This is a genomic window from Ruegeria sp. BG10 (assembly GCF_056538575.1).
The window spans coordinates 74,711-97,050 of sequence record NZ_JBQFTI010000004.1 but is presented as its reverse complement, the minus strand read 5'-3'; the positions used below and the strand labels follow the sequence as shown (position 1 = coordinate 97,050).

The following is a 22,340-nucleotide window of genomic DNA, read 5'->3' as shown; positions in this document are numbered from 1 at the left end:
CCCGTTACCTCAGAACCATGTTGCGGGTCAGGAAATGCCCGTCGAATGTAATCGGAACCGCAGTCGCGGTCGAGATTACAGCAATGATATCATCCACCCGCCCTTCCACGGCATGGATATGCAAATGCGGTTGCGTCGAGTTGCCCGAGTTTCCGACGCGTCCCAACTCTTGCCCCGTGCTGACGCGGGTTCCCACATCGACGGACAAGCGTCCCGGTTGGAAATGGGCCAGCAGAACAGTGAGGCCGTCGCAGGCGAGCAGAGCAAAATTTCCGGCCGGTGCCTGTTGGTTCGAACCTCCAACAGGGGTTTCGGGCTGATCGTCACGTGTTGCAGTTATTTCTCCGTCACAGGGCGCGATCACGGGCATTCCGAAAACCGCGTAATCCTCAAGCTTTTCAGAGGAAAGGGTTTTGACGCTCTGGCCATCAGGCCAAAGAGCCACCAAATCTGCGGCGTATTTCTGGCTTGGCGTGGTAAAATGGTGGTTGAGGATGATCGATTGCCCGCCCTGCATGACGGCGACGCGATCACCGCCCAGCGGCATGGCCAGATCGACGGCGTTGGCGGGCACGCGTCCCGCTGTCAGGACTTGCTGGAGATAGAAGAGGAACAGGGCCGCTGGCAAAGCAAAGGCCACCAGCGAAATCCACCCGCCCCATTTGCCCGGGACAGATCGTGTCTTGGCGGGCTGACGGATCGGGCAGGACCAAAGCACCGAGGCAACTGCAAGCACAACCAGGATCCATCGCCATGACAATCCGATGGCCAACCAGATAACGCCACCGAGGACCATATAGGCCGACAAGCTCAACAGAAGGACTGACCGAACAATCCAATCTGCCCAACTGCGCGGTTGCCGAAAGGTCAGATCGATTGCGCACATAAGCGGAAGGCCGAAAGTCAGGATCAAGGCCAGCCACTGGCTCTGGATCATAGCAGTTGCCTCCGCGCCAGCGCGGCAAACGACCCATCGCGGGACATCAATTCGCTATAGCGGCCTTCTTCGATGATCTTGCCGCCTTCCAGCATGATGATCCGGTCCGCATTGACAATGGTCGTCAGGCGATGTGCGACGACGATCCGGGTCAGGTTCTGTTTGTCGAGGCTGGAGTTCACGATCGCCTGGGTCTTGTTGTCCAGCGCACTTGTGGCTTCGTCAAGGATCAGGATACGCGGTGTTTGCGCCATCGCGCGCGCGATCATCAACCGTTGCTTCTGACCGCCGGAAAACGTGCCTGCGCCTTCGGAAACCACAGTATGAAGCTTCATGGGCATGGCTTCGATGTCGTCTTCAAGCCCGGCTGCAATCGCGGCCTCCATCGCATCATCCTGTGTCAGCCGCGTCGACCCTACGATGTTCTCGAAAATCGTGCCTGAAGTGAGGCGGCTGCCCTGAAGCACCACGCCGATCTGACGGCGCACGGCGCCAAGGTTCAGCCCGTGCAAATCCTGCCCGTCAAAGTAGACGCCGCCGGCCTCGGCCTGTTCAAAACCAAGGATCAGGCGCAGGATTGTGGATTTCCCGGAACCGGACGCCCCGACAAAGGCGACAAACTCCCCGGGGCGGATTTTGATCGAGATGTTGTCCAGCACCGGAGGGCCTTCCGGATCATAGCGGAAGGTGACGTTTGACAGCTCAATCTGACCGGTCAGTTCCCCCGGGTCGATGGCGTCACTGCGTATCTCGGGCACAGCTTTGAGTATCGGGTCCGCGCGGCGATAGAGCGGGACGATTTCGATGATCTGCGAAGCGGCGGCGGCGAAAGCCATGACCGAGGCATTAAATTGCCCCAACGCCGCGTTGAAGGAAAGGAAATCACCAATGGTGAAGCTGGGACCGTCAAGGCTTGAGTCATTCAGTTGATAATAGACATAGGCAAAGATAGTGATCGAGGCCGCCACCGGAAACATCGCGTTGAACACCTCCTGTCCGGCGTTCAAACGGGATGCGGCGTAGGTGTGGCTTTTGGTTTTCTGGTAGAGTTTTGCCCAACGTGCAAAGGCGCGGCTTTCGCTGTTTGAACTTCTGAGCTTGCCAATACCCGCGAGGAACTGGAACACCTGACCTTCAATCTTGCCCATCGTTTCCAATGCAGCCTGTTTGTGCGGAATCATCGCCCACGTGAAAAATGCGGTCACAAGGATTACGATCAGGATCAGCCCTGTGGCGACCAGGGCAAGCTCCCACGAGTAATAGAACAACAGCGCAAAGGAAAAGAGCGAGAAAATCAGCGAAAACACGGATTGCAATGTGGCACCCGTCAGTACTTCGCGGATCGAGTTTATGCTGTTCGCCCGGTCGGCCAGATCACCGGACGTGTAGTCTCTGAAAAATCCCAAAGGCAGCGCAAGCAGCCTGTCCCAGACGGCGGATTGAATGCGGCCGTCCATCTTTCCGGTCACACGTAAAACGGTGAAGCCACGGGTTATATCAAAAATGAAGACGCCCAGGGCGGCCAGGATCAATGCACCGACTACTGCCGTGAAAGTATTGAGATCAGCGCGCGGGACCACGTCGGAGAACAGGTAGCCAATTGAAATCGGCACGGCGAGGCCGAGCAGCCCGGACAGCAATCCCAGGCACAGTACCAGCCACAATTCACGCCGCATGCCGCGCAAACCAAAGGAAAGAACTTCCTTTACATTCAGGCCCTTCAACGGGAAGGGCACATAGAACATGTAGGCAAATGCATTTAATTCGGCGGCGTTGCGCCGGGTCAGCTTGGTGCGCTTCCCGGACGCGGGATCTATCATGACGTAGTCGCCAGAGGCAGAGCCCGGCATGAGGGCGACAGGCTGTGTTTCGTCCTCGTCCAGATACCCGACCAGCGCCCCAGCATCCGATCGATGCCAATTGTCGCGCAGCGCGACGCGCCGCATACGCAACCCGGATGCGCGGGCATATTCCTTGAGCCGATCCACCCATTTGCGGTGTGTGCCGTGCTTTGGCTTTTTCGCCACCGTGCCCTGGCTGCGTACGACATGGGAAAACGCTGTGAACAGCAGGTCTTCGCCGGTGTCGATATCGCCGCGGATCTCGGCCTCGGTCTCCAGGTCCGGACGCAATACGCTGCCCAATGTGGCCAAAGCGCCTGTGAACCGGACTTGCCGCTGGCCGAAACGTGCCGCTCGTATTTCGGTCGCCTCTGCACGAGCCAGATCAATCTCTTCCTGGATGATCGGCAGGAAGTAGCGATGGAAATTGTCCATGGCTTCCCAGAGACCGCCCAGGAACAAAAGCGTTGGGGTATAGGCGCAGCTGATCGAACTGTCGGTTCCAAAGCTGATCCAGCTCTGATCCGTAATCGGAACCGCTACACCGCCTTGCTCCAATTGGCATTCGTCGCGGTCCAGAAATTTGGCTTCGCCATCATCCAGCGTACCCCAGACCACATCCTGAAACTGTGCGCAGGCATCAGTGCCCTCGGAAAAGGTCTGCGCCGGTTCCGCTTCCAGCACGAGTGCGTTGCGCGGAATTCGGTTCTGGACCATGGCGCGCGACAACAGCCCGACCCAGGTGTCGATCCAGTCCACGACGATAATGTCGAAGTCTTCCCCCTGAACATCTGCGGCATCGCCTTCGTAAAGCTGCGTGCCCATGGCCGCCACGGCCCGCAGCGCCAGGCGGTTGCCATTGGGCAGTTCAAGGCTGGGTACACCAAACAGCACCGCGCCGGGGCCGACATGCATGACGTGCCGTCCGGTGGAAACCACCTGATCTCCTGACATCTCGATTGCGTAGACGTCGATATATCCCACCAGCACGAGCCAGATTTTGGACGTGTCTTCGATCAGGAAGGGACGGTGCCCGCCCACCGCCATGCGCGTGCCGGTGATCTTGCCCAGCAGTTCCGCGTCAAAGGCGTCATGAGATTCGGTCTGGGCCATGTCTGTTTGTGTCATGTTCTCAAACCTCCTACTCAGCCTGCATCAGGCTGCGATAGGGCCCGTCCTGTTCAATCATCTCTTCATGAATGCCGCGCTGCACCACCGTTCCCTGGCTCAGCACGATAATTTCGTCGCTGTCCCGAACGGTCGAAAGCCGATGCGCCACAACCACGCTGGTGCATCCGCGCCGCCGGACATTGTCGTCGATCTGTTTTTCCACAATCGGATCAAGCGCAGCGGTAGCTTCGTCCAGCACGAGGATCGAAGGATTAACCGTCAGAGCGCGGGCGATTTCGATCCGCTGGCGTTGGCCGCCAGAAAAGTTCGAGCCCATCTCGGACACCTGTGTGTCATAACGCCCAGCGCGCGCTTCGATAATGTCCAGAATGGCGGCATCGCGCAGCGCGTTCACAATGTCACGCTCCTGCACCATTGCGTCCCACATCGACAGGTTGTCGCGCAGCGATCCTTCAAACAGGAAAATCTCCTGATCCACAGTCGAGAGAGATTGCGAAAATACCCGCTGCGGGATCTCGCTCAGGGGTTTGCCGTCGAACAGTATATCTCCGCTCCAGGGTGCGTAGAGCCCTGTGATTAACTTGGCCACCGTTGACTTACCGCTGCCGGACCCGCCGATCAGCGCCACGCGCTGTCCCGGTTCAATCACCAGCGACAGCCCGTTGATAAGAGGCGGTCCGGCCTTGGAATAGCCGAAAACAACGTCGCGCAATTCGATCCGCCCGTTCAGCTTCATAAGGGCGGCTTCGGCTGGTGTTCTTTCGTCATGCGAGCCGGACCGCGGATCAAGTTCGTGGTTTAGAACGTCATCAAGGCGCGCAAGGTCACCTTTGATTTCCTGCAGGCTGCCGGCAAGGTTAACCATTTGCTCGATGGGGCCGGTGAAGCTTCGCATCAGGCTCTGGAACGCGACAAGCATGCCGATGGTCATTGCCCCGTCCATGACCCGAAGCCCGCCGAGAAACAGGATCGCCACGGTGATCAAGGCCGACACCAATGTAGGCACCGATCCCAGGATCGTCGTAAAGAATGAAAACTCCTGCCGGGATGTCAGGTATTTCGCCTGATATCCGGACCATTTGGAAAAGAAGTCATCCTCTTGCCCCGATGATTTCAGAGTTTCCATAAGTTGAATGCCGGCGACCGACGTGCCCGCAAGCTTGCCCTGATCCTGCATCAGCCGTCGGCTGCCGTCTTCACGTACCCGATTGAGCAACCTGAGGACCAAAACGTTCAGCAGAGCGAGCCCGGCACCCACCATCGCCATGATCGGATCAAAGGCGAACATTACCGCCAGATAAAAGACAACCGTCGGAAGCGAGGCGAGATTGGTTGCCAGTGGCCCGGACAGCAATGTGGCCACGCGGTCATTTGCCGTTACGCGCGACAGGATGTCTCCGGCAAACCGCTGGTCGAAAAAGCCCTGGGGCAGGCGGAACACATGCCACAGAAAGGCCGATGCCTGCGTCAGGGCAATCTTGGTGTCCAGCCGCACCAGTGCAATTTGTTGAAGCCATGTCAGCGCACCGCGCATCAGCGCGGTAAGCGCCATCCCGATAAGCAGCGGCATGACCCAGTTGTCGAGATTCTGGATCAGAATTTCATCGACGAAGATTTTCGAGAAAACCGGGATGACCAGTCCCGGAATGACAAGGGACAAGCTGGTCAGCAAAACGAAGGTCACGGCGGCTTTGGAACTGCTCAGACGCCGGAAAAGACCGGCCAGATCCTTGGGGCGTTCACCGCCCTTCTGGAACTCCGGCCCCGGTTCGAAGGTGAGCACAACGCCCGTGTAACCTTCGTCGAATTCTTCAAAGCTCAGCGTGCGCGGACCCATCGCCGGGTCATTGATGTGGACTTTCTTTCCCCGGATGCCTTCCAGGACAACAAAGTGATTGAAGTTCCAGAAGACGATGCAGGGCATCTTGAGATCGAGCAGCTTGGGCAGGCTGTATTTATAGCCCTTTGCCGTCATGCCGTGCTCGCGCGCGGCCTTCAGTACGTTGGATGCCTTGGAGCCGTCACGGCTCACGCCGCATTCGGTCCGCAAACGCTCAAGCGGGACATAACGACCGTAATAGCGCAGGATCATGGCCAGAGCGGCGGCACCACATTCCACAGCTTCCATCTGAAGCACGGTCGGGACCGACTTTCGGCGTCCCTTTTTGCGGGCCGCTTCCTTGAAGGCCTGCAATTCCTTGTCGGCGCTCTGATCGTCTGAGGCGTTGGATTTGGGACCGTTAAACACGTCAGATCAAGCCTTGTGCAAAATATGAGTGCGGCGAGGGGAGGGTTGGCGGGGCACCTTACAGCCCCGTCCATTCACGCAGCAATGGGATCACCATTTCAATGGGGCGCTGGGTGCGCACGGTCACTTCCGCTTCGGTCAAGGTGCCGGAGCGAAGTTCCAGCCCGGCGCCCCTGTCCGACGTCCACGCATAGCCGGAAACCGAACCCGGGTCCCGCTCAAGCCGCACGATCGCCCTGTAGGGCGGGCCCGAGGCGGAAAACTGCCGCACAAGCTCGCTGTTGCGCAGCACCGCCATCATGCCATCAACGGTCGACGGAAACTCGGACACCTGTGTGACCTGACCGCGGATGGTTCCATATTCTTCACGGGCCGCTGTCAGCGGTGAAATCTGAACCGGCATGCCCGGTTCCACCGACTTGCCGTCGGATGGTCCGACATACAAAACCAGTTCAAGACTGTCGCCCAGTGTCTCAAAAGACAGTGCGGCTTCGCCACGGCCTAACAACTCGCCCGCCGTGGCCTGCAATTCGGTCACTCGACCGGCAGCAGGAGAAATGATGACCGAACCGCGCTGTAGCTGGCTTTCGATCGCGGCTTGCCGGCGCTCAGCTTCGGCAACCCGCTGCCGGGCCTGCTCAACACGCTCGTTACTGCTCACCAGGGCGTCGAAACGGCGTACTTCAATGTCGGACAATACCTGCCGCTGTTCACCCAACTCCTTGAGGATGGCATCTACGGCCAGCTGGCGTTCGAGAACTGCGTCATTGGTGGCGCGACCCCGTTCCAGAAGTTCCTCGAATTCCTCCAGACGCTCACGTGCGTTTTTCAGCCGTTCCTCGGCGACTGCGATCCGCTCATTGGTGGCGTCGATTTGTTCCTGAAGCGCATCGCTTTGCAACTCCGACTGCCGATTCACGTCTGCCTGGACACGCCCCAGTTCCGTCTTCGCCTCTTCGACGGTGGCCGTTATGTTATCCAGTTCGATCTGCAAATCCCGCTGCGAAAGGCGCGCGACGATCTGGTCCTTTTCGACCAGATCGTCGATCGAAACCTCCAGCCGTTCCACTATTCCGTCAGCCTGTGCCACGGCGTCAAAGACGCGACCGCCTTCGATGATCAGGATGCCGTCACCTTTTACGCGGGACGGGAGCGAGCCCAGAAAGCTCCAGGTGACCGCCGCGGCGAGCATCGCCATGAGCATCAGCATCGCGAGCCAGGATTTGCTGTCGGTTACCGGAATCAATCGGTCGAGCTGCTCCGGAGAGGCAAGTCGGTCCATCGCACTTTTGCGGAAGATATTCTTGCTCATCTCTCACGTCCCGACGTTTTTGCGGGCCTGTTTCCGGGTATCCGGTGGCTATCTGCCACGCTCCGGTTCAGTTGACCCTCTGATTGAATTGTCTGCGGTGAAACCCGTTCCGTCAAGAGGATCATGGGACACTGCGCCGGTGCTATCGACTTTTGAGTTCAACAGGTTCCTGATCTCCTGTCCCAAAACGGCACCGACAACTCTAAGTTGAGGTTCTGTCAGGGAATTTGTCTGGTTCTCGGCGAGCAGAGGCTTCGGCTCATGAAGGTCATGTTGATAGCGCTCGTTTGTTTCAATTCGCGAATTCAAGTGCTCCAGAGTCGGTGACAGCCTGTCAAGCATCGCGGTCTGAACACTTTTTGCAGGGTAGGCCGCGTGCGCGGCGACCTCGGGAAGTGCACTGCACAACGCGTCAGACAGGACGCGGCCGCGCCGGCCGATTTCCTTGTTCAACGCCAGTTGTATCACCGCTTCAGCACCGGTCAGGCTTCGATTGATTATTGGGGCCTTTGGCGCAACGAAATCGTCTGCAGCAAGGCCAAGCCAGTCTGCGAGGCGTTCAGTCAGATGCGCCTTATGGCGACTGTAGTTGAACAGATTGATTGATACGTTCGGCTGATCGCCGTATGCGCCCAGAAAACGCAGGACCAGATCGGGCACCGAGTAAAGGCCAAAGAAACGCTCCAACGAGGCGGTCCCGCCTGAACGTTTCACGTATTGCATCCACAGCGACGCCGCGTGCGAAACGGGGTCTCGGGTCGCAAGCAAAATGGAAACTTCGTCATAGCCGGCCTCGATGGCGAGTTGCACCAGGCGCTTTGGGTCCGAGGCCGTTGCCAGTTGCGGAAAGAACTCCTCGCTGGACAGGATAAGCCCGCAGTCGGGACGCGGGCGGTCACGAAGCAGGGTCCGCATCGCATCCGGGGATTGCGCCGCTACCAGGCCATTGCCCTGTCCTACTTCGGCGTTTTCCTCTTCGTTCTCCTGCCAGGACGGTGACGGGTATTCATATCCAGACCGAGCCAACACAGATCGGTTTTCCCTCAGAAGCGCCTGCAGAAAACTGGTGCCTGTCTTGGAGTGGCCTACATGCAGCAAGAGTCTTGACATGGAACCTTCTGAAATTGCTAAGAATGCCGGGTGGCGCCGTGCCCACAACGTCTCCGCGCCCGGAAGATACCGGGAAGTAAAGGTGATTTACGATGCTTGAGCAAGCACCCAACGCTTTGCGCGTCGCAGGTGTGACAGGGGCAGACGCAGAATGTCTTCTGGGGGCGCTTTCGCCACCTTTCGAAGGCCCGGACAAAGCTCCGAAATTCCCATTGCCGGATGAACCATTTGTGGAAGCGTGGGAGAGATATGCAAGCAGCCCGGACCTCTGGTTGACGCTGTCCCAATCGCTCCCGCATCTGCGCTTTGCGATTGCGGAAATGCAGGGCCGGAACCCCGCCTACCTCGCAGCGATCAAGCGCGGAGATATGTCTTTGGCTCCAGACCCCGGTGACGGCTTGCAACTGGAAGCGCCTCAGGCCCTGAACCTGACGTTTCATCAGACACCGGCCGGGCGTATTCCGGTTCTTGAGCCCGCCACGCGCGCGGATTTCGAGGCTCTCTTGCGCGCATTCCTGTATCGCTGCGAACCCGTTGCGGTGCCTCGCAGTATGGGGGCGGCCATGGTCGCAGGTTTCAACAACTGGGACCGGATAGCGCGGCTCAAGGCAGACTGGCTTGCCGACGGCAACGCAGAGTACGGCTGGACGGCGCATTTCAAGGCAAAGATTGTGCCCGATAAGTCGCTTTATCAGGATCGGTTCATAATCCTCTCACAAGGTACCTACAGCAACGTGACCTTCGATGACTTGCCCGGTGGTCAGGAAAAGGTTCTGGAGCAATCCCGGGTGATCCGGCTGGAACACGAATGTGCCCATTACTTTACGCGGCGCGTTTGCGGCCAAATGCGTAATGATCTGTATGACGAATTGCTGGCTGACTATGCCGGGCTTGTGGCCGCGACCGGCCAGTTCGATGCGGAGTTGTTTCTGACGATGATCGGGCTGACACCTGACCGGGCGCTTCAGTCTCAGGCCCGCGCCCGAATATACCTTGACGAAAACCTTACGCCCGCAGCCGAACGCGGCATGCTTCGACTTCTGGCCCACGCTGCATCGGCATTGGACAGGTTGCATCGGGACCATATCGTGCCGCGATTGGGCGCCTCTTCAGGCCTCGGGCCGGTTTTGCTGGCCCTTTCGGCGTTGTGCTTCGAGGATTTCGCAGCGGAAGACCTGGAACACCGGTTTCTCCGAGGCTTCGACCGGGCATGCGCCACATGAGGCCGCGTGGAAATGCTACGCGTTTGGCAAAGTTTTTTGCAACCTGGCGTGGTGGCATCAATTGACTTTCGGCCGGTTAGCCTGCCAGTTTAGCGCCAACCAAGACGAGCAGACAAAGCCCTTAGGCGACATAGGAGCGACCGATGGAGATTAATGTCATCCAGCACGACGGCTACGCACAGCTGATTGTTACTGGCCGTATCGACAGTTCAACCGCCCCTCAGTTCGAAGGAGCATTGATCGCTCAGCTCGACGGGGCGGCAACATCCACGCTTGTCGACATGACGGCCGTCGATTTCGTTAGCAGCGCCGGGTTGAGGGTGTTCCTGATGGGCGCAAAAAAAGTCAAGGGAACCGCTGTGCAAATGGTCCTTTGTGCGATGAATGACAACATTCGCAACGTCTTCAAAATGAGCGGGTTTGATCGCATTCTGGCGATTGCCGACAGCCTCGAAGACGGTGTGGGTCAAGTCAGCAGCTAAGGGGATTTGCGCGGCGATGTATTTCCCGCGCCCATTATTGGCAGCGCTTTCGAACGCTGTCCTTCCTCCGTTGATGGCAGCTCAGATCGTGTTTGCACCAAGCCTGGTCGCGCAATTCTCCGGCGTTCTGACTTTTGCCGCTTTTTGCCTGTTCTTCCAGATCATGCTGCCACGCACGCCACCCTGGGACAGGTGGATCGTGCTGATCAGTGCGGTCGCGATAGGTTTCGCCGTGTTTGCGCGATCCGATATTCCGGTAGGCCCATGGTCCGACGCATTTGTGGGGCTGTCGATCAGTCTGACAGTGGGTGTATTTTGCGTTCTTGTGACACGCCAACGCATTGCCAGTGCGACCGAATTGCAATTGCACAGCCCGATATCCGGAGGCCGATTTCTGGTGGTGCAAGGTGGCGCCAGCCGATTTTTGAACCATCACCTGAAATGCCTGCATGTTCCGGAGCTGCGCGGCCAGTCCTACGGGGTCGACATCGTCGCTGCTGGGCCGCTTGGTCTGCAAACGCGTAAGTTCTGGCCGCAAATCGTGGACGATTTCTGGATACACGGGCATCCGCTGCTCTCACCGGTTAACGGGCTGGTTAGCGCTGCAAGAGACGGGGCAGACGATCAGGTGCTGGGAAATTCGGATCAAGAAGCCCCCTTGGGAAACCATGTCTGCATTCAGTGTGACGACCCGGAATCTGGCAGGGTCGAGATCTGTCTGGCGCATCTCCGCAAAGGTAGCGTTGCGGTCGTCGAGGGGGAGGTTGTCAGGATCGGGCAGTTCGTAGGTGAAATTGGCAATTCGGGAAACTCTTCGGACCCGCATCTGCATATTCATGCGCACCGGCCCGACGGATCGGGCAACCCTCTGAGCGGAGAGCCGATTCCGATCAGGTTCCAGGGTGTCCGGGCTTTGCGGCGCAACCGTATTTTCACGGTTCCGGTTTATGGTTCCGAGCCACAATAGCGCAAACCCACGAGTAACAGAGGGTCACGTTCAAACCTTATTGGTAGATCCTTTGAAACGGTCTGACTCACAATTTTTAGAAAACGCACAAAATTTGGACAGGCTTTATCGCCTGCAATCTAAACGTCTGATTAAGTATCCGATAATTTTAGAGAGCTTTGGTGGCAGAGGTTCGTCTTGGACGCAAACCCCACACATTAACCCTCTGTAAAATAAAGTTTCCACGATCTTAGAGGGGTAAGCAGAAAGGTCAAATGTCGTAGCGGCATCCTGCCTCGCGATTGCGATCTAACGAGTTTGGCCTTCACCGATTTGCCCTAAATTGAAGGCCACGTAGTTGCGGCAAGGGGAAATGGCCTACATAGCCTCCAACGTGTGGGTGAGGCCGTTTCGGATGTGATCTTCCAACAGTCTCTTCGCCGTACCCGCGTCTCTGGCCAGCGCGGCATCGAACATGCCCTTGTGCTCCTTGACGGCTTCTTCGCCGCGATAGGTCAGCACGAGCATCTGATACCGCAGGTACTTGTCGTAGATGATCGAGTGCAGAGACAGAAGGTTCTTGGAGTTGCAGGCGGCGATCATTGCTTGGTGAAACTCCCAATCATATCTTTTCCAGGTCTCTTTCTCGGACTCGTCGCCCTTGAGAAGCTGCTGTTCCATCAGGTGCAGCTTGTGATGTGCAGCGACGAGGTTGCCTTCCCAATCCGTATCGCCATTTGCAATCGACAATTCCAATGCGTGGCATTCCAACAGGACGCGCAGTTCCGCTATCTCGGTCAGATCCTCGGGTGAGACCGGTGTGACCAGGAATCCCCGTTGCTCGGGAGCTTCGACAAATCCGTCGCTGGCGAGCCTGTTCAGCGTTTCACGCAGGGTCGAAAGGCTTGCTGAGTAGCGTTCCTTCAAGGCGTCCAGCTTCAGTTTGGAACCGGGCTGTAACTCTCCGAAGATGATATCCCGCTTGATGCGCTGATAGGTGCTTGCACCTATCGTGGACGGCTGTTTCGCCATGCGTTTCACCCGATATTCTCAGTTTCTTCCTTCAATTAGCATTTTTTGCAGGCACCAGCAATCCAAACAGAAATCTGGTAAAAAGAAAAATATCATACATTATTGCGGAATCGCGAAAACCCCAATACGGTCGCGGCCAAGTTGGGCAATGCAGCCCAGTCTCAATAATCGGTTTCGGGATTTTCCGGACCTTCCGGAAGGAAGCAAAGTGTCTAAGAACTTTCGCATAGCCATTGTCGGCATTGGCCTCGTTGGACGCCGCCACGCAGACGCTATCCGAGCGTTGCGCCATGTGGACCTTGTCACGGTGGTCGACCCCAGCGACGAAGGCCGTGCGTACGCCGTTGAGCACGGGGTCGCATGCTACGCGACCCTCGAGGAAATGTTTGCAAATCAAACGCTGGACGGAGCTGTGCTTGCGACCCCGACGACGCTTCATTTCGAACAAGGCCTCACATGTATTCGACATGGTTGTCCTGTTCTCGTCGAAAAACCGATCGCCGTGGAAGCCACCGCTGCACTGGAGCTTGTCCAAGAAGCGGAGAGGGCCAATGTGCCACTGATGGTCGGCCATCATCGTCGGCACAATCCTCTGATCAAGTCAGCTAAGGAAGCCATCGTCGATGGGAAGATTGGAGATGTGCGCGCTGTCCACGCGAATTGCTGGTTCTATAAGCCCGACGAATATTTTGATGCTGCGCCGTGGCGAAAGAAATCCGGGGCAGGACCCATTTCGGTCAATCTTGTCCATGATGTGGATCTTCTGCGGTATCTGGCCGGAGAGGTCGTGACCGTACAGGCGCAGTCGGCTGCATCGCAACGCGGTTATGACAACGAAGATGTCGCGGGCGCGCTGTTGACGTTTGAAAGCGGAGCGATTGGGACCATCAGTGTGTCCGACAGCATTGTCGCTCCGTGGAGTTGGGAGATGACGTCTCAGGAATATCCAATCTATCCGTCGACCACTGAGAGTAGCTATATGATAGGTGGCTCTCATGGGTCGTTGTCCGTCCCCGATCTTCGACTGTGGAGCTATCAGAGTGAGCAAAGGGATTGGTGGATTCCAATCTCGTCAACCGCGCTGAAGAAGGGTTCCTCTGACCCACTGGTCAATCAACTCAGGCACTTTGTCAAAGTTGCTCGGCACGAAGCAGATCCGATTGTGTCCGGCTGGGAAGGCTTCAGAACACTTCAAGTCATTGAAGCTATTCAGAATTCCTGCAGGACTGGCGAGACTGTCAGAGTAAGAAGTCTTCTTGAAATACAACAACAGAGACTGCAGGTATTAAAAAATATCTGATATTTTGCAAAAAATCTTGCAAAATGTCCAAAATAGGGCAAAACTCAGAATCGGAAAAATGCATCATGATGTCTCAGGGAGGAGCAAAGTGATTACCAAACTTACCCGCCGGGCTGCTGTATCAGCCTTGGTCGCAACCGGTGTTCTGTTCAGTGCAACAAGCGGCGCACTGGCGGAAGACAAAGTGCAACTTCGCCTCGCAACATCAGGATCGGAGACCGACCAGCGCTCGGTCGCTATGGCCGAGGTTTTCGCGCCCATGGTCGCTGATTTCGCAAGCTACGAGCCCAGCTATAATGGAACCATCTTCGCCCAAGGCACCGAGCTGGACGCCATCAGCCGGGGTAACCTGGAAATGTCGATCACCTCGGCGCAGGAACTGGCACAGTTCTTCCCCGAGTTTTCGATCTTTACCGCAGGCTATGTCCACCAGGACGCGGCGCATCAGGTGGCTGTCTTCAACGATCCCTTGATGGATGCCTTTAAGCAGAAGGCCGAAGAAGAGTTGGGCGTCAAATTGTTGTCGGTCATGTACCTGGGTCGTCGTCAGGTGAACCTGCGTCAGCCCAAGGATGAGCTGACCGTCTCAACACCAGCCGATCTGGAAGGTGTGAACCTGCGGATGCCGGGCACAGATGCGTGGCAGTTCCTTGGCAAAGCTCTGGGTGCCGCCCCGACACCAATGGCGTTCTCGGAAGTTTATACCGCGCTTTCGACCGGGGCCGTAGACGGTCAGGACAACCCGCTGCCGACCGTTGTGGACGCGAAGTTCTACGAAGTGACCAACCAGATCGTTTTGACGTCTCATCTGGTTGACCTGAACTACATCGCAATCGGCAAAGAGGTCTGGGACGGCCTGACACCGGAACAGCAGGCCAAGGTTCAGGAAGCTGCCGACGCAGCCGCTGAAGCTGGCCGCCAGAAGCAGCTTCAGAAAGAAGAGGACCTTGTCAGCTTCCTCAAGGAGCAGGGCATGGAGGTCTATGAGCCCGACCTCGCGGCGTTCCGCGATCAGGTGCAATCGATGTATCTGGAAAGCGAATTCGCCGGAGCATGGCCCGACGGTGTCCTGGAACAGATCAACGCTCTGGGCAACTAAGCTCATCTACACAAGGGAGGGAGAACCACAATGAAAGGCTTCATAAAGGGGTTCTCCCGACTGACCGAAGCGATTGCCGGCGGGATGCTGGCGGCAATCTTCCTGATCTTCCTTCTGCAAATTCTTCTGCGATACTTCTTTACACCCGCTGGCTGGACACTGGAACTCATCGGCATTCTTTGGGTCTGGGTGATCTTCTTCAGCTGCGCCTTCATCGTGCGCGAACGGGACCATGTGAAGTTTGACATCATCTACCTTTCGGTGCCGATGCGCGTGCGTCAGGTCTTTGCCATGATCGCGGCAGCCGCCATCGTGGTGGGGATGCTCTACAGCTTCCTGCCGACATGGGACTACATCGACTGGATGAAAATCCGCAAAACCGCGACCATGCGAAACCCGTTCTCGGGCGAGAAGGTTCCCCTGCGGACCGTGTTTTCGATTTATGCGGTCTTCATGCTGGTTGTGGCCGCACGCTATGGCTGGCTGTTTTTCGATATCCTGCGCAACGGACCGCCAAAGACCGAGCTGGAACTGGTCGTTGGGTACAACGTGGTTGACGATCACCCCCGGGTTGACGGTGAAGACGACGAGGACGCAAGCAAATGAGTTTTGAACTTCTTTCCTGCCTGCTCGCTCTCTTTCTTCTGGCAGGCATCGGGACCCCTATCGGCTATTCCATCCTCTTGGCCTCATTAGTGTACCTGGGCACGGCCGGACTGGACGTCGCCCTCGCGGGCGAGAAGATCCTGCAAGGCTTCTACAAAAGCACGATCCTGCTTGCCGTGCCTTTGTTCATCGTCGCCGCCAATATCATGAACGCGGGGTCGATCACCGACCGGCTGCTGAACTTCTGCGTCGCTGCTGTCGGGCGATTCAAGGGCGGCCTCGGGCACGTCAACGTGGTGGCGTCTCTGATCTTCTCGGGGATGTCCGGCTCGGCTGTCGCGGATGCTGCCGGGATCGGCAAGATCATCATTGAGATGATGACCAAGGATGGCCGCTACAGCCGAGGTTATGCGGCTGCGATTACCGCGGCGTCGGCGACGATCGGCCCGATCATTCCGCCCTCGATCCCGATGGTGTTGTACGCGCTCGTTTCCAAGGCCTCTATCGGGTCGCTGTTCCTGGCCGGTATTCTGCCGGGCCTGATCATGGGCGTCGTCCTCATGGCGATGAACTACTATTTGGCCGGAAAGCGGAACTTTGCATTGGAAGAACCTGTTCCGTTGCGCGAGTTGCCGGCTAAAACCGCCAACGCGTTTCCGGCACTGCTGATGCCCGCAATCCTACTGTACGGCATATATGGCGGCGTCACTACTCCGACTGAGGCTGCAGCCGTGGCTGCATTCTACGCCCTGCTACTGGCAGCGCTGTTCTACCGCGCGCTGACCTTCCGTGGCCTTTATCAAGTGTTCGTCGACAGTGCGCGCTCTTCCGCGGCCGTCGGGGTGGTCATTGGTGGCGCGTTCATTCTGAACTTCATCGTCATTCAGGAACAAATCCCACAGTCGATCTCAGCGCTGCTCGAAGGGTCGGATGTCAGCCCAATCGTCTTCCTGATCCTCGTAAACCTGCTGATCCTCGCGCTGGGATGCGTATTGGACGCAACGACGATCATTCTGGTGATCGTGCCCCTGTTCATTCCAACCTGCGAAGCGCTTGGGATTGATCTGGTGCATTTCGGAGTATTGGTCGTCGTGAACTCGATGATCGGCCTGATCACGCCGCCCTATGGCATTCTGCTCTTTGTGATCAACGCCGTGACCGACATTCCGCTGCGCGAAATCATCTCGGAAATCTGGGCCTTCCTCGCGGTTCTCATCTTCGCCCTGGTGATCATGATGCTGATGCCGGATCTGGTCCTGTGGTTGCCGCGTATGTTTGGATATCAGGGATAATGTGTCTCTCGATTTCGACAACGTCGATCCCCGGCGATCTGGCCGAAAAACTGAGTGCTATCGCCGAAGCGGGATTCGTGGGGGTCGAATTACACGAACCGGATTTGACCGCTTTTGACGGGCCGCCATCGCAAATTCGGAACCTTGCATCAGATCTCGGCCTTAAGATTTGCCTGCTGCAACCCTTCCATAACCTTGAAGGCCAGTCCGGCGGTGGACGGGAGCGCGCCTTTGATCGGCTGAAACGCAAACTCGACCTGATGAGCGAACTAGGAACGGAATTGCTGCTCATTGGGTCCGCGTTCGAGGTCGATGCCGCTGCGACCGAAGAACAGGTAATCGCGGACCTTAGCGAGGCGGCCCAGATCGCGAAAGAGATGGGATTGCGTCTGGCCTATATGGGCTTGCCATGGTCAGATCTTATTCACTCGGATGAACAGGCGTTAGGTGTCGTTGAAGCTGTCAACAGCCCTCATCTGGGGTTGGCTTTGAATTCATTCTTCTCGCTTGCAGACGGGTCCAAACCCGCCCGCCTTCGGGACATTCCCGGAGAGCAGCTGTTCCATGTGCAACTGTCCGATGCACCCCGGCTTGAGATGGACATACGTCGTCTCAAACGGCACTTCGGGCTTCTGCCGGGGCTTGGGTCGCTGAACCTTGCGGGCTTCGTGCGGGTGTTATCCCGCGCCGGGTACAAGGGGCCTTGGTCCATTGCGCGCGTCAACGAAGCAGCTCCTCAACCCGGTGGCCGAACGCTGGCCCGAGACAGCTATAGGTCACTGGTGAACCTCCTGGATGAGGTATCCCGGACCGAGCCGGGAACCGATTTCGGCATCCCGGACCTGCCCGAACGCGTCTATGCGTCGGGCTTTGAGTTCGTCGAATTTACAGCCGACGAAACAAGCGGTGCGCAGCTGGCAGACATGCTGTCAGCAATGAGTTTTCGAATGGAGCGAAAGCATGTGAGCAAGTCCGTCGAGTTGTGGCGGCAGGGCGCTATTAACATCGTTGTGAATACCGAAAAGGAAGGTTTTGCCCATTCGGCGTTCCTCGGTCACGGCCCCTCCGTTTGTGACATGGGATTGCGTGTCAAAGATGCGGATCAGACGGTTCAGCGGGCGACCGCGTTGGGCGCGCCGGATTTCTCACAGCCGGTAGGGACCGGGGAGTTGGACATCCCGGCCATCCGAGGTGTCGGCGGCAACGTCGTCCATTTCATCGATGAGAAGTCCGATCTGCATCGGGTCTGGGACATCGAGTTCGAGCCAGTCGCAAAAACCAAAGCGACCCAGCCCGCCGGTCTGCGCCGAATCGACCATCTGGCACAGACGATGCGTCACGATGAGATGCAAAGCTGGCTGCTCTACTACATTTCGACTTTTGAGATGGCAAAATCTCCTATCGTGAACGTCGCCGACCCGTCCGGTGTCGTGCAAAGCCAGGCTATCGAAAGTCCAGAAGGCGAAGTGCGCCTGAACCTGAACGGGGCCGTTGGGCGTAGAACACTGGCAGCGTCATTCCTTGAAGATGGGTTTGGGGCCGGTGTTCAGCACATCGCCTTCCAGTCGGACGATATTTTTGAAACGTCGGATCAGTTGCGCAAATCAGGCTTTCCCAGTTTGACGATCTCGGAAAACTACTACGCCGATCTGCAAGCGACCTTCGGATTGGATGACGATCTGATCGCCCAACTGCGCCGGGGTAACATTCTCTACGATCGGGCAGCGGGTGCCGAGTATTTTCAAATCTACAGCCGCCCGATCTTCAACGGCTTTTTCTTTGAAATTGTTGAGCGCCGAACTGGTTACGCCGGTTATGGCGCGCGAAACGCGCCCATTCGCCTTGCCGCGCAAAGCAAAACCCAGACGGTGAAAGAGGTGCAAATGCAATGACTGCGCAGATGACAAGCGATGAGCGCGCCGTTCGCCAATGGTGGCGCACCTCCATCATCGACATGAAGCCCGGCCAGATCGCTTTTCGTGGCAACGCCATAGAGGATCTGATCGGGAACGTATCTTTCCCGCAGATGATCTGGCTGATGGTGCGGGGCGATCTGCCCAGCGACGCGCAAGCGCGTTTGTTTGAGGCTGCTTTGGTCGCAGGCGTGGATCACGGTCCGCAGGCTCCCTCAATCGCGGCTGCGCGTATGGCCGCCACCTGCGGGGTTGGTCTCAATAATGCGATGGCTACTGCGGTGAACATGCTGGGCGACGTACACGGTGGGGCAGGGGAGCAATGCGCCGAGCTTTATTTTGATATCTCGGAACGCATGGATGCTGGGGCATCGCTCAATAATGCTGTTCAGGACGGTCTGGACAGCTGGCGCGAGACCTACGGCAAGATCGTCTCGGGCTTTGGCCACCGTTTTCATAAGCCCGTTGATCCACGTGCACCACGATTGTTGCAACTTGTTCGTGATGCGGCGACAGAAGGTACAGTTTCTGGCCGGTTTGCCGATATCGGAGAAGAGGTTCAGGCCGCGCTCGGTCGTCAACGCGGCGGTCGGCCAATTGCCATGAATATCGACGGCGCAACAGCCGTGATCTTCTGCGAACTTGGCTTTCCAGCGCCCTTGTCGCGGGGGCTATTCTGCCTGTCCCGCTCGGTTGGAATACTCGCCCACGCCTGGGAACAGATGGGCCAGGGCGGCCGCAACAAAGGGCCAATGCCCCCGAACTACTTACCCCTCTACGAAGACAGGAATGATGACACGTGAAACATCGAAATCCTTCCGGGTCGGCCTTATCGGCTGTGGTCGTATCAGCGATATCTATCTAAAAACACTATCCAAATTCTCAAACGTCGAGGTCGTGGCCTGCGCAAGCCTTGATCCTTCGGAAAGCCGCGTCAAGGCGGATCAATACGGCATCGCCAAGGCCTGCACGCCAGATGATGTATTTGAAGATCCGACGATTGAATGCGTTCTGAACCTGACAATTCCAGCCGCCCATGCCGAGATCAGCCTGCGCGCTTTGGAGGCGGGCAAGCACGTCTATTCCGAAAAGCCACTGGTCATGAATCGAACAGATGGAAAGACGATCCTGCACACAGCCTCCGAAAAGGGGCTGCTGGTCGGTTGTGCGCCTGACACGTTTCTGGGCGGTCGTTGGCAGACCGTTCGGCGTTTGATCGATGAAGGCGCTATCGGGAAGCCAACAGGGGTTTTTGCCCATGTCGGGACCCACGGGACGGAGCGCCACCATCCCAACCCGGATTTCTACTATAAGGCGGGTGGTGGGCCATTGCTGGACCTTGGGCCGTACTACCTGACCGCCATGATCTGCTGCCTTGGTCCCGTTGACCGGGTCGCCGGAATGGCTCGGCGCACGTTCGACAAAAGGATGATCGAAAACGGCCCTCGCAACGGCGAATGGATGGATGTCGAGGTCGACACGCACTCCCTAAGCCTGCTGCAGTTCTCTTCCGGAGCTATAGGGTCGATGACCATGAGCTTCGACGTCTGGGACAGCGAAACTCCGCGGTTCGAAATCTACGGTGAAAACGGCACCATCAGCATTCCTGATCCTGACCCGGTTCATGGTGCCAATATCTTTCAAGGGGATGTCTGGTTGAAAACGCGGGACACCTCGCGCTGGTCCCATCAACCTCGTCCAGCCGGTCGCGAAGACTGGCAGGTGATCGAAAACAAACACGGGTTCAATGAAGACAGCCGCGGGCTCGGCCTTTTGGATCTGGCTCTGGCGGCACAAGAAGGACGCCAACCGCGTGCAAGTGGAGCGCTTGCCTACCACGTTTTCGAGGTCATGGACGCGATCGAACGGGCACCGAAATTTGGCGCCTATCAGACGATAGAAAGCCGCTGCGCGGCTCCGGAGCCTTTGCCGGTCGATTTCCTTAACGATGAGCGGAAGGAATTGGTTCATGCCGATTGAGACACTCGACTTTGCTCAGCCATTCTTTCGCGTCCAGCACATAACTGACGAGCGCAGAATTTCTATCGAGGGTCGCGCCATCGTCCTTAACCTTGGGGGGCGAAATCTCTCTGTCGAGGATCAGACCGTTGCACCGCTTTCGTCGGTGATCGTACAGAACAGCACCGTCCAAAACGTGGAACGGGCGGTCATTGTCCATGGCTTCGACGCCCACGCCGATAACAATGCGCTGTTCGCATGGGTGAAAGATGCATGGCCATCTGCTTTTGATGTTCGCCAAGAGGAGCGTCTGCGCGGTGTCAGCCACTACATGTCGCCAAAGGTCTTCGTGGGTAACGTCGGACTGACCATGTACCATTCCGGCTCGGTCCCACTGAATGTCGGGTTGCATAAGGATCATCCATTCTGCCCGGTGCCGGGGTTCCGCGAAGTGCATACGCAAATCGTTGGCTTTGGCAAAATGCAGCAATGCCGCGAACGGGACGTTGAAACCCTTTATCTCGAAGAATTCATGGCCCCGGGCGCGACGCACAAGCCGATGTATGACGCCAAAGGCAACTATCCCTGGCATCAATACGAGACGATTACCCCCAGCATCTTCATGGCGGTGGAAATATTACCCGAGGGCGTACGGGCCCCGGACATGGAGGTTCAGAATGGCTGAGAGACTTTTACCCGAAAATCTGAACTTTGACGGACCTTTCCCCCGGTTGTCTCGCCGTTTGCGGCTGGGCGTTGTTGGCGGCGGACGTATCTCTGTCACGCAGGCAACGGCCGCGCGGATGACCGACCGGTGGGAGGTCACCGCAGGATCGCTCAGTTCTGACGCCGCGAAAAGCAAGGCGCGCGGTGCCGAGTGGTTCCTGCCGACCGACCGGTGCTACGCGTCGTTCGAGGAGATGGCACAGGCCGAGGCGGCACGCCCGGATGGCGTAGATGCCGTTATGATCACTACCCCGAACCACGTTCATTTTGAAGCTTCCAAAGCGTTTCTGGAGGCAGGCATTGATGTACTGTGCGACAAGCCCCTGACCAACGAAGTTGCCGAGGCAGAGGGGCTTGAGGAGATTACGGCGCGCACGGGACACATCTTTGCTGTCGGCTATGCGATGTCGTGTTTTCCAGTAATCCGTCAGGCTAAACAAATCGTGGCGGAAGGCGGCATCGGTAAAATCAACCAAGTCCATGTCGAGTTCATGCAAGACTGGATGACGCCCGAAGATGTGGCTGATGCGCCTCATGTAAAGTGGCGGCTGGACCCAATGATTTCTGGCCCGACCAGCTGTGTCGGCGATATCGGCACCCATGCCGCGCATCTCGCAAGTTTTGTCTCGGGCTTGCCGATGACCGACCTGAGGGCCGAGTTCCATGTTTGCGGCGCGCCAAAGCCTTTGGAAGACACGGTATTCATGTTCACCCGCTATCAAAACGAGGTTCCGGGAACCCTGATGGCAACGCGTCTTGCCCCCGGAAACCGGGGCGGGTTGCGGTTGCGCATATTCGGGAGCGAAGGAGGTCTCGAGTGGGATTTGGAGAAGTCCGAGCAGCTGAAGTTCAATCGGTTTGGTGAACCGGATCGTATCATCAGCCGAGGTAACGGGCATGGCATCGGCCCCAGTGCAGAACGACTGATCCGTACCGCGCGGGGTTTCCCAGAGGGGATTATCGAAGCCTGGGCCAACTTATATACTGAATTTGCGATGGGGGTGGCTGCCCGCCGGGATGGTGTAGTGGCCCCGCCCGATTGGCTTTCCTATCCCAGTGTCGATCAAGGTGCAGACGGCGTGCGTTTCATTGATGCCTCCGTGCGCTCTCACCAGTCCGCAGGTGATTGGGTCACAATTTAAAATACAAAGCCGAGCAGTTGGAAAACGCCCGTGGCATCGCC

General features: G+C 57.4%; 18 protein-coding genes. 12 read left to right on the top strand and 6 right to left on the bottom strand.

Going from position 1 to position 22,340, the window contains the following annotated elements; translation table 11 throughout:
• Nucleotides 1-4: 4 nt before the first annotated feature.
• The 5 genes from ACR0D8_RS15680 to ACR0D8_RS15660 are packed head-to-tail and all read right to left on the bottom strand — an operon-like array spanning nt 5 to nt 8,579.
• Nucleotides 5-937, bottom strand: a complete 933-nt coding sequence (locus ACR0D8_RS15680; protein ID WP_480647888.1) for a M23 family metallopeptidase — start codon at nt 935-937, stop codon at nt 5-7.
• On the bottom strand, nt 934-3,906 hold the full coding sequence (locus tag ACR0D8_RS15675; protein WP_480647886.1) for an NHLP bacteriocin export ABC transporter permease/ATPase subunit: 2,973 nt from the start codon (nt 3,904-3,906) through the stop codon (nt 934-936). Before ACR0D8_RS15675 ends, ACR0D8_RS15680 begins: the two co-directional genes overlap by 4 nt.
• A gap of 13 nt (nt 3,907-3,919) precedes the next feature.
• Nucleotides 3,920-6,157, bottom strand: a complete 2,238-nt coding sequence (locus tag ACR0D8_RS15670) for an NHLP family bacteriocin export ABC transporter peptidase/permease/ATPase subunit (protein WP_475157935.1) — start codon at nt 6,155-6,157, stop codon at nt 3,920-3,922.
• 58 nt (nt 6,158-6,215) lie between these two features.
• Entirely contained in the window at nt 6,216-7,469 is a 1,254-nt protein-coding gene (locus ACR0D8_RS15665; RefSeq protein WP_480647884.1) for an NHLP bacteriocin system secretion protein, read from the bottom strand.
• Between the two features lie 48 nt (nt 7,470-7,517).
• Complete coding sequence (locus ACR0D8_RS15660; protein ID WP_480647883.1) at nt 7,518-8,579, bottom strand: hypothetical protein; 1,062 nt, start codon at nt 8,577-8,579, stop codon at nt 7,518-7,520.
• Between the two features lie 92 nt (nt 8,580-8,671).
• Here ACR0D8_RS15660 and ACR0D8_RS15655 point away from each other — a divergent pair, with 92 nt between their 5' ends.
• The 3 genes from ACR0D8_RS15655 (at nt 8,672) to ACR0D8_RS15645 (ending at nt 11,251) form a co-directional block, all read left to right on the top strand.
• Nucleotides 8,672-9,802, top strand: coding sequence for a DUF7005 family protein (locus tag ACR0D8_RS15655; protein WP_480647881.1), 1,131 nt, complete (start codon nt 8,672-8,674; stop codon nt 9,800-9,802).
• A 143-nt stretch (nt 9,803-9,945) separates the two neighbouring features.
• Complete coding sequence (locus tag ACR0D8_RS15650; protein ID WP_475157939.1) at nt 9,946-10,284, top strand: STAS domain-containing protein; 339 nt, start codon at nt 9,946-9,948, stop codon at nt 10,282-10,284.
• 88 nt (nt 10,285-10,372) lie between these two features.
• Nucleotides 10,373-11,251: a M23 family metallopeptidase gene (locus tag ACR0D8_RS15645; RefSeq protein ID WP_480647879.1), complete on the top strand. Its 879-nt coding sequence runs from the start codon at nt 10,373-10,375 to the stop codon at nt 11,249-11,251.
• A gap of 357 nt (nt 11,252-11,608) precedes the next feature.
• On the opposite strand, the gene ACR0D8_RS15640 is transcribed toward ACR0D8_RS15645, so the two are convergent.
• A complete protein-coding gene (locus ACR0D8_RS15640; RefSeq protein ID WP_475158319.1) occupies nt 11,609-12,262 on the bottom strand; it encodes a GntR family transcriptional regulator in 654 nt (217 codons plus the stop codon).
• Between the two features lie 208 nt (nt 12,263-12,470).
• On the opposite strand from ACR0D8_RS15640, the gene ACR0D8_RS15635 reads away from it, so the two are divergent.
• From ACR0D8_RS15635 to ACR0D8_RS15595, 9 genes are all read left to right on the top strand, one after another.
• Nucleotides 12,471-13,562, top strand: coding sequence for a Gfo/Idh/MocA family protein (locus tag ACR0D8_RS15635; RefSeq protein WP_480647876.1), 1,092 nt, complete (start codon nt 12,471-12,473; stop codon nt 13,560-13,562).
• 88 nt (nt 13,563-13,650) lie between these two features.
• Nucleotides 13,651-14,661 (top strand): TRAP transporter substrate-binding protein DctP, encoded by a 1,011-nt coding sequence (gene dctP, locus ACR0D8_RS15630; RefSeq protein ID WP_475158323.1) that lies wholly within the window; start codon nt 13,651-13,653, stop codon nt 14,659-14,661.
• Between the two features lie 30 nt (nt 14,662-14,691).
• Nucleotides 14,692-15,267: a TRAP transporter small permease gene (locus tag ACR0D8_RS15625; RefSeq protein WP_480647874.1), complete on the top strand. Its 576-nt coding sequence runs from the start codon at nt 14,692-14,694 to the stop codon at nt 15,265-15,267.
• On the top strand, nt 15,264-16,559 hold the full coding sequence (locus tag ACR0D8_RS15620; protein ID WP_170328647.1) for a TRAP transporter large permease: 1,296 nt from the start codon (nt 15,264-15,266) through the stop codon (nt 16,557-16,559). The genes ACR0D8_RS15625 and ACR0D8_RS15620 overlap by 4 nt, the downstream gene beginning before the upstream one ends.
• Complete coding sequence (locus ACR0D8_RS15615; RefSeq protein WP_480647872.1) at nt 16,559-18,451, top strand: bifunctional sugar phosphate isomerase/epimerase/4-hydroxyphenylpyruvate dioxygenase family protein; 1,893 nt, start codon at nt 16,559-16,561, stop codon at nt 18,449-18,451. The genes ACR0D8_RS15620 and ACR0D8_RS15615 overlap by 1 nt, the downstream gene beginning before the upstream one ends.
• Complete coding sequence (locus tag ACR0D8_RS15610) at nt 18,448-19,275, top strand: citryl-CoA lyase (RefSeq protein ID WP_480647870.1); 828 nt, start codon at nt 18,448-18,450, stop codon at nt 19,273-19,275. The genes ACR0D8_RS15615 and ACR0D8_RS15610 overlap by 4 nt, the downstream gene beginning before the upstream one ends.
• Complete coding sequence (locus tag ACR0D8_RS15605) at nt 19,265-20,452, top strand: Gfo/Idh/MocA family protein (RefSeq protein ID WP_480647868.1); 1,188 nt, start codon at nt 19,265-19,267, stop codon at nt 20,450-20,452. Before ACR0D8_RS15610 ends, ACR0D8_RS15605 begins: the two co-directional genes overlap by 11 nt.
• Complete coding sequence (locus ACR0D8_RS15600; protein ID WP_480647866.1) at nt 20,442-21,116, top strand: hypothetical protein; 675 nt, start codon at nt 20,442-20,444, stop codon at nt 21,114-21,116. Before ACR0D8_RS15605 ends, ACR0D8_RS15600 begins: the two co-directional genes overlap by 11 nt.
• Nucleotides 21,109-22,299, top strand: a complete 1,191-nt coding sequence (locus tag ACR0D8_RS15595) for a Gfo/Idh/MocA family protein (protein WP_480647865.1) — start codon at nt 21,109-21,111, stop codon at nt 22,297-22,299. Before ACR0D8_RS15600 ends, ACR0D8_RS15595 begins: the two co-directional genes overlap by 8 nt.
• Nucleotides 22,300-22,340: the final 41 nt, after the last annotated feature.

Bases quoted from the DNA above. Each gene is read 5' to 3' on its own strand.
- ACR0D8_RS15680 (WP_480647888.1), bottom strand. From the start codon at position 937: ATGATCCAGAGCCAGTGGCTGGCCTTGATCCTGACTTTCGGCCTTCCG.
- ACR0D8_RS15675 (WP_480647886.1), bottom strand. From the start codon at position 3,906: ATGACACAAACAGACATGGCCCAGACCGAATCTCATGACGCCTTTGAC.
- ACR0D8_RS15665 (WP_480647884.1), bottom strand. From the start codon at position 7,469: ATGAGCAAGAATATCTTCCGCAAAAGTGCGATGGACCGACTTGCCTCT.
- ACR0D8_RS15660 (WP_480647883.1), bottom strand. From the start codon at position 8,579: ATGTCAAGACTCTTGCTGCATGTAGGCCACTCCAAGACAGGCACCAGT.
- ACR0D8_RS15655 (WP_480647881.1), top strand. From the start codon at position 8,672: ATGCTTGAGCAAGCACCCAACGCTTTGCGCGTCGCAGGTGTGACAGGG.
- ACR0D8_RS15650 (WP_475157939.1), top strand. From the start codon at position 9,946: ATGGAGATTAATGTCATCCAGCACGACGGCTACGCACAGCTGATTGTT.
- ACR0D8_RS15640 (WP_475158319.1), bottom strand. From the start codon at position 12,262: ATGGCGAAACAGCCGTCCACGATAGGTGCAAGCACCTATCAGCGCATC.
- ACR0D8_RS15625 (WP_480647874.1), top strand. From the start codon at position 14,692: ATGAAAGGCTTCATAAAGGGGTTCTCCCGACTGACCGAAGCGATTGCC.
- ACR0D8_RS15620 (WP_170328647.1), top strand. From the start codon at position 15,264: ATGAGTTTTGAACTTCTTTCCTGCCTGCTCGCTCTCTTTCTTCTGGCA.
- ACR0D8_RS15615 (WP_480647872.1), top strand. From the start codon at position 16,559: ATGTGTCTCTCGATTTCGACAACGTCGATCCCCGGCGATCTGGCCGAA.
- ACR0D8_RS15610 (WP_480647870.1), top strand. From the start codon at position 18,448: ATGACTGCGCAGATGACAAGCGATGAGCGCGCCGTTCGCCAATGGTGG.
- ACR0D8_RS15605 (WP_480647868.1), top strand. From the start codon at position 19,265: ATGACACGTGAAACATCGAAATCCTTCCGGGTCGGCCTTATCGGCTGT.
- ACR0D8_RS15600 (WP_480647866.1), top strand. From the start codon at position 20,442: ATGCCGATTGAGACACTCGACTTTGCTCAGCCATTCTTTCGCGTCCAG.
- ACR0D8_RS15595 (WP_480647865.1), top strand. From the start codon at position 21,109: ATGGCTGAGAGACTTTTACCCGAAAATCTGAACTTTGACGGACCTTTC.